We start from the raw sequence: 13,590 nt of genomic DNA, 5'->3' as shown, positions 1-13,590 counted from the left end.
GGCCGCTCAGCAGCCGCCGCAGTTGTAGTAGAGGACGTCCCAGTGATTGCCCTCGTCGGCGTAGATGTTGCCGGAGCCGGACTGGTACTGCGGCGCGCCGTCGCCGCGCAGCCCGATGTAGGTGAAGGTGTTCTTGATGTACGAGGTCACGCAGGTGTTCTTGCCGTAGTCCAGCTTGTAGCCGTTCCAGTGCGAGTAGGTCCCCGAGGCGTGGCCGGTCTCGGTGCCGCCGGTGATGTTCAGCGCGCAGCCGGTGGCCCGCTTGAGGGTCTGGGCGCCCTGGGCGGTGGGGAGGTTGAGCTGGTCGAACGACGTACAGGTGGAGTTGTTGCGGTTGGAGCAGCCTCCGGAAGAGGACCAGGTGATGCCGACGTCGCGGAACATCTGCGTGGCCGTGGCGTGAGTGATCTTGGTGACGGCGAAGGCGTCGGAGGCGGTGCCGACGACGGCGACTCCGGGCGCGACGACGAGCGCGAGCGCGGTCAGAACGGAACGGATCTTCACGTGGGGAACCCTTCCTGCGGTGGGCCGTGCTTCCTGTGGGGCGGCTGTGCAGGTGGCGCACCGCAGATGGTGCCCGAGTTCTACGCGCGTCCGCCAGAGGGCGGACGTGGTGACTGTGTGTTGGCGTGAAAACACGCACCGGATGATGTTGAAAACCAAACAGAATGGCGTTACCTTCGTAACCGCAGGGTTCGTTGAACCTTAAACAACCTCTCGAGGAGCACACGATGGGCATCTTCAGCCGCAAGGACAGCGCCACCACCGCCGCCACCGCCGAGCCCGGCAGCGACCTGGCCGGGCTCACCGGCGAGTACACGATCGACCCCGCGCACACCACGCTCGGCTTCACGGCGCGGCACGCGATGGTGACCAACGTGAAGGGCAGCTTCACCGAGTTCACCGGCACGCTGCACCTCGACGGCTCGGACGTCGCCAAGTCCACCGCGAGCCTCGACATCAAGATGGACAGCATCGACACGGGCAACGCGGACCGCGACACGCACCTGAAGTCCGCCGACTTCTTCAAGACGGACGAGTTCCCGACGATGACCTTCCGCTCGACCAAGGTGGAGTCCCTCGGCGGTGACGACTACCGCATCACCGGCGACCTCTCCATCCTCGGCACGACCAAGCCGATCTCCATCGACCTGGAGTTCAACGGCTCCGCCAAGGACCCGTTCGGCAACGACCGCATCGGTTTCGAGGGCAAGGCCGAGCTGCTGCGCTCGGACTGGGGCCTGACCTGGAACGCGGCCTTGGAGACCGGTGGCGTGCTCGTCTCCGACAAGATCAAGCTCAACTTCGACGTGTCGGCCATCAAGAACGCGTGAGCCTCTGGCGGCCCGGCCGCGAGTACGGCACCGCGACACCGACGAGCGCCCCGCTTCCCCTGACGGGGGAGGGGGCGCTCGCGCGTGTGCGCCCGGCCCTGGCGCGGATGTGTCGGGCCCGGCGCGGGTGTGCCCGGGCTCAGAAGCCGCCGCCGAAGTCTCCCCCGCCGCCGCTGTCGCCGAAGCCTCCGCCGTCGCCGAAGCCGCCGAAGTCACCGGGGTCGAAGTTGCCGCCCGAGACGTCGCCGCCCTCGAAGCCGCCGAAACCGCCACCGCTGTCACCGAAGCCGCCGCCGTAGTCGGACGCGTAGGCGGGGGTGGACATCATGCCGCCGAGCATGGTGCCCACCAGGAGGCCGGGCAGCAGGCCGCCGCCGAAGTAGCCGCCCGCCCAGGGGCCGTAGGCCGGGCCCGCGTCCCAGTAGGGGCGGCGGCCGTACTCGGTGTCGACCTCGCGCACCGCCGGGTCGCGGCCGTCGGCCAGCCGGGCGGCGTCGGCCGCGCAGACCGGGACCTCGCGCGGGCTGCCGCCGGACGGCGTCCAGAGGGCGTCGGTCACCGAGGGGCCGTGGCGCGGGTCGAAGAAGCAGGGCGGGCGCCGCTCGGGCAGCACGCGTCCCTCGCGGCGGGCGGCCAGCACGGCGAGCGAGAAGCGGCCGTCCTCCAGTGTCTCGGTGACCGCGCGCACGTCCTCGGGTCTGCGGGCCCGGTCCATGAGCTGCTTGGCGTTGTCGTAGGCGTTCAGGGCGCGCTCGTAGTCGGCGCGCATCGCGTCGTCGGCGCCGGGCTCGCCGGGCCGGAAGTCGAGCCGGTCCAGCTCCTCGCCGAAGGCGGTGATGTCCTCGTCCACCACCACGCGGAGCCGGTCGAGGGCGGCGCGCTGGTCCTCGTCGCGGCGGCGCCGGTTGCGGCGGACCAGGGTGTAGGCGCCCGCGCCGGCCGCCACCAGGACGCCGGCGGCCACGATCAGTCCGGTGCCGGAGACTCCCCCGCCGGAGGAGTCCCAGCCGGACGGGGCGTGTCCCTTGACGGTGTCGAGGGCGCGGTCGGTGAAGTCGGTGAGCTGCGCCTTGGCGTTCTCGCCCTGGACGCTCGCCACCAGGTTCTCGCGGGCCGTGTTCGATATGACCACCGCGTCGGCCTTGGCGTTGAAGCGGTCGCCCAGCCTTATGCCGTACAGGCCGGTGATTCCGGTGGCGGTGCGCACGTCGGAGAAGACACTGTCGGTCGGATACCCGGCGGGCAGGACCACTATGAACACCGGCTTCCCGGCGTCCTTTATCCGCTTGGACAGCGCGTCGGCGTCGGCGCGGGAGAGTTGTCCGGAGGCGGCCGGGTCGACGTAGACCGGGTTCTCGCGCAGGGCCCGGCCGATGGTGGACGCGCTCGTCTCCGCGCTCGCGGCGGGGGCGAACACGGTGGTGAGAGCCAGCACCAGCGCGGCCAGCAGCAGCGCGGGGAGGCTTCGGGTCGGCAGGACGGCCTTCATCCTTCGACGCTACCCGAAGCCTCCCCTTTTCGGTCAGGTGTACGGATCACTGGTTCGGGTGAATCAGGCCGCCCGATAGGCCTCCGCCAGCTTGCGCAGCGCCAGTGCGTAGTTCCCGGTCAGCAGCGCGTGGTCGGCCTCGGCGAAGGGCTTCGCCATCGCCGCCGTGATCCGCTGTCCGGCCTTGTCCTGGACGATCAGCCGGGCCTTGGTGACCAGTGCCCGACCGAGTCCGCCGTCGTGCGCCCGCCCGGCCCGCTCCGCCTTCGCGCCGAGCGCCTTCAGCTCGGCCGCGCCACCCTTCGGCACGGTGGTACGGGTGGTCAGACCCCACCCGTAGGGGTACTGCGGGTCGTACGACGCGTCGCCCACGTTGATCGGCAGCTGCGCCTCGGACCTCGGCCAGGTGACTGGGAGCTGTCCGGTGAAGGCCCGCCTGCCGTAGAGCACGTCGGCCACGCCGTCGCCCTCGGTGCCGGGCAGCCAGGAGGCGACCAGGGCGTTGATCCTGCCCAGCTGGTCCCCGATGAGCTGCGGGCGCCCGGAGACGATCAGCACCGCGCACTTCATGGCCGCGCACACCTTGTCCACGGCGGCCCGGTCGGCGGCGGACAGCTGGAGGCTGTGGCCGTTGCCCACGTCGCCCACGCCCTCCGCGTAGGGGGTCTCCCCGACGACGACCACGCCCACGTCGTACCCCTTGGTCGGCGCGGAGGCGTCCTTGGAGTAGGTGACGTCACCGCCCGCCTTCCGCATCCCCTGGAGGATGGTGGTGCCGGGGACGGTGTTCCCGGAGGCGCCCTGCCAGGTGACGGTCCAGCCGCCGGTCTGGTTGCCGATGTCGTCGGCGTTGGACCCGGCGACGTACACCTTCTCGCTCTTCCTCAGCGGCAGCAGCCCGCCGCTGTTCTTCAGCAGTACCTGGGACTCGGCGGCGGCCTGGCGGGCGACGGCGCGGTGGGCCGGGGAGCCGATCGCGGACGCGCCCGAGGTGTTCGCGTAGGGGTGCTCGAACAGGCCGAGGCGGAACTTCTGGGTGAGGATGCGGGAGACCGCGTCGTCGATGCGCCGCTCGGTGACGCGTCCGGCCTTCACCTCGGCGGTGAGGGCCGCGGTGAAGTCCTTGTAGCCGTAGGGGACCATCATCATGTCGACGCCCGCGTTCACCGAGGTGCGCACGTGCGTGGCGTAGTCGCCGGGGAGCTGGTCGATGGCGTTCCAGTCGCTGATCACGAAGCCGTCGAAGCCCATGCGGCCCTTGAGCACGCCGTTGATCATGTCCGCGCGGGCATGCATCTTCACCGGGCCGCGTCCGTCGCCGATGACCTCCAGTGAGGAGTAGGACGGCATGACCGTGCCGATCCCCCGGTCCACGGCGTCCTGGTACGGCGCGAGGTGGACGGCCTCCAGCTGCTGCCGGGTGACCTTGGTGACGCCCTGGTCGATCGTGTAGGTGCCGGTGGTGGAGGAGCCGTAGGCGGTGCCGCCGTCGCCGACGAAGTGCTTGGCGGTGGCGAGGACCTTGTCGGAGCGGGCGAGGTCGCGGCCGTCGGCGCGGCCCTGGAGGCCCTGGATCACCGTCTCCAGGGACTCGACCAGCGCCGGGTCCTCGCCGAAGGACTCGTAGGAGCGGCCCCAGCGTTCGTCGCGGGTCACGCACAGGCAGGGCGCGAAGTCCCAGGGGATGCCGGTGGCGCGGACCTCGGCGGCGGTCACCGTGCCGGTCTGCTGGGCGAGCCCGGGGTCACGTGTGGCACCGATGCCGATGTTGTGCGGCATGATCGTGGCGCCGACCAGGTTGTTGTGGCCGTGCACCGCGTCCACGCCGTAGATCAGCGGGATCTGGAACCGCGTTGCCTGGGCGCGCAGTTGGAAGCCGTCGATCATCTTCGCCCACGCCTCGGGGGTGTTGGGGGTGGGCGTGGAGCCACCGCCGGAGAGCAGCGAGCCGAGGTCGTAGGACGCGATGTCGGCCGGGTCGCTGACGGCTCCGCGCTCGGCCTGGGTCATCTGGCCGATCTTCTCCGCGAGCGACATCCGGCCGAGCAGGTCGGCCACCCGCTTGCGCAGGGACAACTTGGCGTCCAGGTACGGCAGTCCGTGGGCGTCGATGACGATCTGCGGGGTCTCGGCGGGGGCCTTGGCGCCGGTCACCGTGAGCTTGAGCGGGATCGTCTCGGCGGCCTCGGCACTGCGGTCCTTCAGGGTGGCCACCTTGACGGTCCGCGAGGTGCCGGAGGGGGCGCCGGCCGGGAAGGTGAGGGTGCCGTCGGCGGGCCGGTAGTCGGTGCCGGGGCGGGCGGTGCCGCCGGAGGTGGTGTAGCCGACGGTCACCGGGTCGGTCAGCGGCTTCTCCCCGGTGGTGGAGACGGTGACGCGGACGGAGGCGGTGTCGCCCTCGCGCACGGTGTGGACGGCCGCGTCGGTGGTGACGGAGGCGTGCAGCGCGGGGTCGGCGGCGCCGTAGAGCTCGACGCCGTCCATGGCGAAGCGGCCCTTGACGCCGGTCGGCAGCGTGACGGCGTAGCCCCACATCTCGGTGAGGCCGAGGACGTGGTCGATACCGCCGACGGGCTGGTAGTCGGTGCGATAGGTGAACGCGCTGAACGGGATCTCGATCTGCTTCCAGCCGGTGAAGTCGTCGGTGAAGGAGGTCGTCCACAGCTCGGACGCCTCGCCGTTGGCGCCGCCGTCCTTGATCTCGAAGGCGATCTTCCTGCCGTTGTCCTGGCCGTCCCACCAGAAGCGGATGCCCCGGTGCGCGGACCAGTCGTGGGCGGGTCCGGCGGCGGCGTAGTCGTGGGTGAAGCCGCCGTAGCCGCTGATGTCGTAGCCGCCGGTGAGGACCTTGGTGCCCTCGGGGGCGTCGGCGCGTGCGGCCAGTTCCAGGGCGGGCGGGTCGTCGCTGTCGCCGCCCCAGGTGAAGATGCCCTCGGCGGGCTGGGCGGCGAAGGGGACCTCGCCCTCGAAGCGGTCGACGGACACGGGCGGCGGGTCGGCGGCGCCCGAGGCGGTGGCGGCCGCGGTCAGCGGGAGAGTCGCGGTCAGCAAGGCGGCGGAGACGAGCAGGGCGGTTCTGCGCATAAACCCTTCGGACCCTTCGCTTGGCTCACAGTTCACTCATGACTTAACTCACGCCGTGAGTCAACTGCCGCCCCCGGCAGGCGTCAAGGCTTCACACCGGAAGTGGAACACCGCCGACTCATGTGTGGAGCAGGGGTGTTGTGCGTTCGCCTTCTGAATGCGCGACCCCTTGACGGACGGTGGAAGCCGTCATTTACTCACGCCTCGCACGCCGCTGTTCCCCATCCCCCCACCTCCCCGAAGGGCGGCGCTCCATGGGACCACCCCTGCGTCCGGTCCGGCTGCTGCTGGCCGCGCTGCTGACCACCGCCGGGCTCGGCACCCTCGCCGTCCCCGCCGCGCACGCGGCGGGCGAGCCGGTGACGGCCTGGCTCACCACCACCGACGACTCCGGCGGGCGGCACGTCACCCGCGGGCTCCAGCAACAGGCGCCGTTCGCCTTCTCCTCGGGCACCGGCGGCTCCGGCGAGAACATCACCGTCGACGAGGGCACCCGCTACCAGACCTTCACCGGCGGCGGCGCGTCCTTCACCGACACCGCCGCGTGGCTGCTGAACAGCAGCGGCGCGCTGTCCCAGGCCACCCGGGACGCCACCCTGCGCAAGCTGTTCTCCCCCACGGACGGCATCGGCCTGTCGTTCCTGCGCAACCCGATGGGCGCCTCCGACCTGGCCCGCTCCGGCTACACCTACGACGACGTGCCCGCCGGGCAGACCGACCCCTCGCTCGCCAGGTTCTCGATCGCGCACGACCTCGCGGACGTCGCCCCGCTCACCCGGCAGGCGGTCCAGCTGAACCCGTCCCTCACCGTCATGGCCTCCCCGTGGACCGCCCCGGCCTGGATGAAGGACAGCGGCTCGCTCAACGGCGGCTGGCTGAAGGCGGAGGACTACGGCGCCTACGCGTCGTACTTCGTCAAGTACCTCCAGGCGTACCGCGATCAGGGCGTGAACGTCTCCTACGTCACCGCGCAGAACGAGCCGACCTGCTGCTCGGGCTACCCCTCGATGAGCTGGAACGCGAGCGGCCTCGCCTACTTCACCAAGAGCGAGTTGCTGCCCAGGCTCCAGCAGGCGGGGCTGTCCACCAAGGTCCTGGCGCACGACTGGAACTGGGACTCCTACGACGCCTACGCCGCCCAGACCGTGGACGACGCGACCGTGCGCAGCCACCCCAACTTCGGCGGCATCGCCTGGCACGGCTACGGCGGTGACGTCGACAAGCAGACGGCCGTGCACAACCAGTACCCGAACCTGGACGCCTTCGCCACCGAGCACTCCGGCGGCACCTGGATCGCCGACCAGCAGCGCGAGGACATGTCCAACATCATCGACTACACCCGCAACTGGGCGAAGTCGGTGACCAAGTGGTCCCTCGCGGTGGACCAGAACATGGGCCCGCACAACGGCGGTTGCGGCACCTGCACGGGTCTCGTCACCGTGCACAACGGTGACAGCCGCAGCGGGAGCGTGGACTACACCGTCGAGTACTACGACATGGGCCACCTCACCAAGTTCGTCCGCCCCGGCGCCCAGCGCATCGCCTCGACGGCCTCCACCGCCGTGCCCAACGTGGCCTGGCGCAACCCCGACGGCAGCAAGGCCCTGATCGCCTACAACGGCGGCTCCTCCGCACGCACGGTGACCATCAACTGGGGCGGACAGCAGGCCACTTACTCCCTCCCCGCCCGCACCTCCGCCACCTTCACCTGGTCCGGCACCCAGTCCGGCGACGGCGCCCGCACCGGCGCCTTCACCGGTCTCGCGGGCAAGTGCCTGGACGTGGCGGGCGGTTCGTCCGCCAACGGCACCGCCGTCCAGCTCTACGACTGCAACGGCAGCGCCGCCCAGCAGTGGACGGTCGCCACGGACGGCTCGGTCCGCGCCCTCGGCAAGTGCCTCGACGTCACCTCCGCCTCCACCGCGAACGGCGCCAAGGTCCAGCTGTACGACTGCAACGGCACCGGCGCCCAGCAGTGGTCCTACAACACCTCCACCGGCGACGTGGTCAACACGGCGGCGGACAAGTGCCTGGACGTGACGGACAACTCCTCGGCGAACGGGGCCAGGGCTCAGATCTGGTCGTGCACGGGCGCCGCGAACCAGAAGTGGACGCTCCGCTAGTCCGCACGGCGGCGCGACGGGTTTCCCGGTCGGGCGGTGGTGGTACGCGGCCCGTATCACCCCTCCTGACCGGGAGCCCCAGATGACCACACCGCAGGATCTGCTGTTCGTCGTGCTCGACGTGCGGGCCGACCGGCCCGTGGAGCGCGGGGATCTCTCGCTGGCGCTGGCGGGGGCCGAGCTGCTGGACCTGGCCGGGGCCGGGGTGGTGAGCCTCCGGGAGGACCGGATCGTGCCGACCTCAGGGCATCTCACCGGGGACCGGCTGCTGGACGAGGCGGCCGCCGCGCTGGTGCGCGAGGAGCCGTACGAGTCGGTGGAGGACTGGCTGTGGCGGCGGGGGAACGGGCTCGCCGCGGCTTATACGGCCGCGCTGGAGCCGGGCGGGTCCGGGCTGCGGCACCTGTTCAAGCGGGCCGAGCCGGCGGACTCGGCCGGGCGGCGGCAGGCGGCGGAGCGGTGGGCCGTACGGGAACCCGTGCTGACCGGGCTCGCGGCGGAGCTGGGCATCGGGGAGCCGGGGGCGAAGAGCGCGGAGGAAGGCGCCGAGGACGACCGGGTGGCGCTCGTGCTCGCCGCCGTCGGGGACGCGCTGACCGAGCTGGAGGCGGTGCGGCAGCGGCGGCGGATCGAGGAGGACGCGTTCGACAACGTCTGGCGCGCTCCCTGACCGCCGCCGCACCCGGCTGCCCGGCCCTGCTCGGCGGCTACTCGGCCGGTTCGACGCCCGCGCGCAGCAGGCCGTAGGTGTAGGCGTCCTCCAGGGCCTGCCAGGAGGCGGCGATGACGTTCTCCGCGACGCCGACCGTGGACCACTCCCCCGCGCCGTCGCCCGTGGAGATCAGGACGCGGGTCGTGGACTGGGTGCCGTGCTTGCCCTCCAGGATGCGGACCTTGTAGTCCACCAGCTCCAGCTTGGCGAGCTGCGGGTAGATCTTCTCCAGGGCCACGCGCAGCGCCCGGTCGAGGGCGTTGACCGGGCCGTTGCCCTCGGCGGTGGCGACGATCCGCTCGCCCTTGGCCCACAGCTTCACGGTCGCCTCGTTGGCGTGGGTGCCGTCGGGGCGGTCCTCGACGATCGCGCGCCAGGACTCCACGTCGAAGTACTTCAGCGGAGCGCCCTGGGCCTCGGCGCGCAGCAGCAGCTCGAAGGAGGCGTCGGCGGCCTCGTAGGTGTAGCCCTTGAGTTCGCGCTCCTTGACCCGCTCGACCACCCGGCCGACCAGTTCGCGGTCGTCGCCGAGGTCGACGCCCAGCTCGCGGCCCTTGAGCTCGATGGAGGCGCGGCCCGCCATGTCGGAGACCAGCATCCGCATGGTGTTGCCGACCTGCTCGGGGTCGATGTGCTGGTAGAGGTCGGGGTCGACCTTGATGGCGGAGGCGTGCAGCCCGGCCTTGTGGGCGAAGGCGGAGACGCCGACGTAGGGCTGGTGGGTGGAGGGGGTGAGGTTGACGACCTCGGCGATGGCGTGGGAGATGCGGGTCGTCTCGCGCAGCGCGCCGTCGGGCAGCACCTTCTTGCCGTACTTCAGCTCAAGGGCGGCCACGACCGGGAAGAGGTTGGCGTTGCCGACCCGCTCGCCGTAGCCGTTGGCCGTGCACTGCACGTGGGTCGCGCCCGCGTCGACGGCGGCGAGGGTGTTGGCGACCGCGCAGCCGGTGTCGTCCTGGGCGTGGATGCCGAGCCGGGCGCCGGTGTCGGCGAGCACGGTGGCGACGACGGCGCCGATCTGCGCCGGGAGCATCCCGCCGTTGGTGTCGCAGAGGATGACCACGTCGGCGCCGGCCTCGGCGGCGGTCCGTACGACGGCCTTGGCGTACTCGGGGTTGGCGCGGTAGCCGTCGAAGAAGTGCTCGCAGTCCACGAAGACGCGGCGGCCCTCGGCGCGGAGGTGAGCGACGGTGTCGCGGACCATCTCCAGGTTCTCGTCGAGCGTGGTGCGCAGGGCGAGTTCGACGTGCCGGTCGTGGGCCTTGGCGACCAGGGTGATCACCGGGGCGCCCGACTCCAGCAGGGCCCTGACCTGCGGGTCGTCTGCGGCCTTGGCACCGGCGCGGCGGGTGGCGCCGAAGGCGACGAGCGTCGCGTTCCTCAGGTCCAGCTCTTTCGCGGCGCGGGCGAAGAACTCGGTGTCGCGCGGGTTGGCGCCGGGCCAGCCGCCCTCGATGAAGCCCACGCCGAAGTCGTCCAGGTGCCGCGCGATGGCCAGCTTGTCCGCGACGGTGAGGTTGATGCCCTCGCGCTGCGCGCCGTCGCGCAGCGTGGTGTCGAAGACGTGGAAGGAATCGTCGAGCTCGCTGGTTGCGGTCATGGTCTCAAGGCTCCTGTTGTGATGTCGGTCTTACCGGAATGACCGGCTCCACCGTTCCCCCCAGTTTCCCTCACGCTCCGTCACCGGCCGTGGGTGGGCCGAAAACGAAAAAACCTCTCGCGGGTGCGAGAGGTCTGCGCGCGGGTCGAGGACGACGATGCCACCCGTACCTGGTCGTACGAGGTGGTCACTGCGGACCGGCGCGCCTGCTGCCCATAATCATGGAGAGCGAGAACACGGGGGAAGTCTGGCACAGAACGCCCACCGTCCCACCGGCCGTCTCAGTATGCGGGCGCGGGTGTCCAGAACGGCGAACGGGCAAGCGCCCCGGACCTGCGGGGTCCGGGGCGCTTCCCTGTCGGCGGCTGCCGGGAGCCTTACGGCGAACCGTTACGGCACGCCTTACTGCGCCAGTTCGTGCATCCAGCCGTGCTTGTCCTCGGAGATGCCGCGCTGGAGGTCGAGCAGGGCCTCGCGCAGGCGGAGGGTGACCTCGCCGGGCTGACCGTCGCCCTGCTTCCACTCGGCGCCCTCGCGCTTGACGGTGCCGACCGGGGTGATCACGGCGGCGGTGCCACAGGCGAAGACCTCGGTGAGGGTGCCGTTCTCCGAGTCGCGCTGCCATTGGTCGACGGAGACGCGGCCCTCCTCGGCCTCGTAGCCCAGGTCGCGGGCGACGGTCAGCAGGGAGTCGCGGGTGACGCCCTCCAGGATGGAGCCGGTCAGGGTGGGGGTGACGATCTTGTTTCCGTAGACGAAGAACAGGTTCATGCCGCCCAGTTCCTCGACCCACTTGTGCTCGACGGCGTCGAGGTAGCAGACCTGGTCGCAGCCCTTGGCGGCGGCCTCGGCCTGGGCGAGCAGGGAGGCGGCGTAGTTGCCGCCGGTCTTGGCGTCGCCCATGCCGCCGGGGACGGCGCGGACACGGTCCTCGGAGGCCCAGATGGAGACGGGCTTCACGCCACCCTTGAAGTAGGCGCCGGCCGGAGAGGCGATGACGATGAACAGGTACTCGTTGGACGGCTTGACGCCCAGGCCGACCTCGGTGCCGATCATGAAGGGGCGCAGGTAGAGCGACTCCTCGCCGCCGTGCGCGGGCACCCAGTCCTTGTCCTGCGAGACCAGCGCGTCACAGGCCTCGACGAAGGTCTCGACGGGCAGCTCGGGCATCCCGAGGCGGTGCGCGGAGCGCTGGAAGCGGCGCGCGTTCTGCTCGGGGCGGAAGGTGGCGACCGAGCCGTCGGGGCGGCGGTAGGCCTTCAGGCCCTCGAAGATCTCCTGCGCGTAGTGCAGGACGTTGGTGGCCGGGTCGAGCGGGATGGCGGCGTACGGGACGAGTTGGCCGTCGTGCCAGCCGCGGCCCTCGGTCCACCGGATGGTCACCATGTGGTCGGTGAAGTGGCGGCCGAAACCGGGGTTGGCCAGGATCGCCTCGCGCTCGGTGGCGGCGAGCGGGTGGGCGGAGGGCTTGAGCTCGATCGTGGGCGTCGTCATGAGCGGGAATCCTTCTCTTCCTGGCGTGGTCGGGGCGGCTTCCGGTCTTTCGGCCGGACCGGGGTCGCCCCCGGCGAAACGCAGCACCGGTCGTGGCGGGCCGCGCTCACGCACCCGCACCGGCCGGAGGGCCGGTGTGAGGACGTCCGAGCATTCCCTCATACCGCGGCTCCGCGTTCGATTATCGCGCGGAGCCGGGGCCGGAAGGAATCGGGGTGAATGCGGACCCAGAGGTTGATGGTGGCATCGCGTGGGCGCACGGCAAAGGGCCGCCGGGCGCTGGACGCGACCCGGCGGCCCTCGGGGGCCCGGCGGGTCAGCCGGTTACGCCCGCTACGAGCGCGTCGCCGATCTCGGCGGTGGAGCGGGCGGGGCCGCCCACGCGGGCGGTGAGGTCGGCGGCCACGGCCGCGTCGACGCGGTCGGCCTCGGTCTCGTAGCCGAGGTGGCGCAGCAGGAGGGCCACGGAGAGGACCGTGGCGGTGGGGTCGGCCTTGCCCTGTCCGGCGATGTCCGGGGCCGAGCCGTGGACGGGCTCGAACATCGACGGGTACTCCCGGCCCGGGTTGATGTTGCCCGAGGCCGCGACCCCGATGCCGCCGGAGACGGCCGCGGCGAGGTCGGTGATGATGTCGCCGAAGAGGTTGTCGGTGACGATGACGTCGAAGCGCTCGGGCTGGGTGACCAGGTAGATGGTGGCCGCGTCGACGTGGATGTACTCGGTGGTGACCTCGGGGTACTCCTCGGCCACCTTGTTGAAGATGTTGGTCCACAGGTGCCCGGCGAAGGTCAGCACGTTGTTCTTGTGGACCAGGGTGAGCTTCTTGCGCGGGCGGGCCTGGGCGCGGGCGAAGGCGTCGCGGACGACGCGCTCGACGCCGTAGGCGGTGTTCACCGAGACCTCGGTGGCGACCTCGTGCGGGGTGCCGGTGCGGATGGTGCCGCCGTTGCCCGTGTACGGGCCCTCGGTGCCCTCGCGGACCACCACGAAGTCGATCTCCGGCTGGCCGGCGAGCGGGGTGGCGACGCCGGGGAGCAGCTTGGAGGGGCGCAGGTTGACGTGGTGGTCGAAGGCGAACCGGAGCTTGAGCAGGAAGCCGCGCTCCAGGACGCCGGACGGGACACTCGGGTCGCCGATGGCGCCGAGCAGGATGGCGTCGTGGCCCTTGAGGGAGGCGAGGTCGGCGTCGGTGAGGGTCTCACCGGTGGCGTGGTAGCGCCGGGCGCCGAAGTCGTACTCCGTGGTCTCCAGCTTCACGTCCTCCGGGAGGACGGCGGAGAGGACCTTGAGACCTTCGGCCACGACCTCCTGGCCGATGCCGTCACCCGGGATCACTGCGAGATCGATGCTGCGAGACATGTCGGCACCCTACTCCGGCGTCCCAGGTGATGACACGAGCTGTCCGCGATGCGGACAGGATCGCCCTCGGGGGGCGGCTCAGTGGCCGGTCTCGCCGCCGTTGTCACGGCGGTCCAGGGCGCGCTGGAGGGCGGCGGCGGCCTGGGCGCGGTCGGTCTCGTTCGTACGGGAGGTGTGGCGGACTCGGCGGCGGACGGTCGTCTCGGCCATGGGAAATCGACTCCTTCGACAGAGCTGGGGCACGGCAGCGATGAGCTGTGAGACGCCGGAAGGGGCGGAGAGCGGGCGCCGCAGGGGTTGCCTGCACGGGGCGCGGCTCACGACCGCCATTCGCTGATGGAGCGAGTCGTTCGGCTCATCCCAAGCTAAGGGACCGGCCCGCGCCTGTCTGCAT

10 protein-coding genes are annotated in these 13,590 nt (G+C 71.2%); 3 read left to right on the top strand and 7 right to left on the bottom strand.

The features are described 5' to 3' along the window. Positions 1-6 precede the first annotated feature (6 nt). On the bottom strand, positions 7-504 hold the full coding sequence (locus AB0E91_RS25795) for a hypothetical protein (protein ID WP_361786462.1): 498 nt from the start codon (positions 502-504) through the stop codon (positions 7-9). Between the two features lie 227 nt (positions 505-731). On the opposite strand from AB0E91_RS25795, the gene AB0E91_RS25790 reads away from it, so the two are divergent. Continuing rightward, on the top strand, positions 732-1,334 hold the full coding sequence (locus AB0E91_RS25790; protein ID WP_361786458.1) for a YceI family protein: 603 nt from the start codon (positions 732-734) through the stop codon (positions 1,332-1,334). Positions 1,335-1,473: 139 nt separating this feature from the next. On the opposite strand, the gene AB0E91_RS25785 is transcribed toward AB0E91_RS25790, so the two are convergent. Together AB0E91_RS25785 and AB0E91_RS25780 are read right to left on the bottom strand one after the other, a co-directional pair. Beyond that, positions 1,474-2,823 (bottom strand): hypothetical protein, encoded by a 1,350-nt coding sequence (locus tag AB0E91_RS25785; RefSeq protein WP_361786455.1) that lies wholly within the window; start codon positions 2,821-2,823, stop codon positions 1,474-1,476. A 63-nt stretch (positions 2,824-2,886) separates the two neighbouring features. Continuing rightward, positions 2,887-5,907: a glycoside hydrolase family 3 N-terminal domain-containing protein gene (locus tag AB0E91_RS25780; RefSeq protein ID WP_361786452.1), complete on the bottom strand. Its 3,021-nt coding sequence runs from the start codon at positions 5,905-5,907 to the stop codon at positions 2,887-2,889. A gap of 254 nt (positions 5,908-6,161) precedes the next feature. Between AB0E91_RS25780 and AB0E91_RS25775 the strand changes: the two genes are divergently transcribed. Both AB0E91_RS25775 and AB0E91_RS25770 read left to right on the top strand, forming a co-directional pair. Then, positions 6,162-8,030 carry a ricin-type beta-trefoil lectin domain protein gene (locus AB0E91_RS25775; RefSeq protein ID WP_361786449.1) on the top strand — a complete coding sequence of 623 codons (1,869 nt, stop codon included), beginning with the start codon at positions 6,162-6,164 and terminating at the stop codon, positions 8,028-8,030. A gap of 82 nt (positions 8,031-8,112) precedes the next feature. Next, positions 8,113-8,700: a GPP34 family phosphoprotein gene (locus AB0E91_RS25770; protein ID WP_361786446.1), complete on the top strand. Its 588-nt coding sequence runs from the start codon at positions 8,113-8,115 to the stop codon at positions 8,698-8,700. Between the two features lie 37 nt (positions 8,701-8,737). Here the strand turns inward: AB0E91_RS25770 and cimA are convergent, their stop codons facing one another. The 4 genes from cimA to AB0E91_RS25750 form a co-directional block, all read right to left on the bottom strand. Continuing rightward, positions 8,738-10,342, bottom strand: a complete 1,605-nt coding sequence (gene cimA / locus AB0E91_RS25765; RefSeq protein ID WP_361786443.1) for a citramalate synthase — start codon at positions 10,340-10,342, stop codon at positions 8,738-8,740. A 402-nt stretch (positions 10,343-10,744) separates the two neighbouring features. Further along, on the bottom strand, positions 10,745-11,836 hold the full coding sequence (locus tag AB0E91_RS25760) for a branched-chain amino acid aminotransferase (RefSeq protein WP_361786440.1): 1,092 nt from the start codon (positions 11,834-11,836) through the stop codon (positions 10,745-10,747). Between the two features lie 316 nt (positions 11,837-12,152). Beyond that, complete coding sequence (locus tag AB0E91_RS25755) at positions 12,153-13,196, bottom strand: 3-isopropylmalate dehydrogenase (protein ID WP_361786437.1); 1,044 nt, start codon at positions 13,194-13,196, stop codon at positions 12,153-12,155. 78 nt (positions 13,197-13,274) lie between these two features. Next, positions 13,275-13,406, bottom strand: a complete 132-nt coding sequence (locus tag AB0E91_RS25750; protein WP_018544689.1) for a hypothetical protein — start codon at positions 13,404-13,406, stop codon at positions 13,275-13,277. Positions 13,407-13,590: the final 184 nt, after the last annotated feature.

Origin of the sequence: Streptomyces sp. NPDC026659, assembly GCF_040638245.1 — a bacterium.
GTDB lineage: Bacteria > Actinomycetota > Actinomycetes > Streptomycetales > Streptomycetaceae > Streptomyces.
The sequence above is the reverse complement of the archived record's forward strand: the minus strand, read 5'-3'. Positions and strand labels throughout refer to the sequence as shown.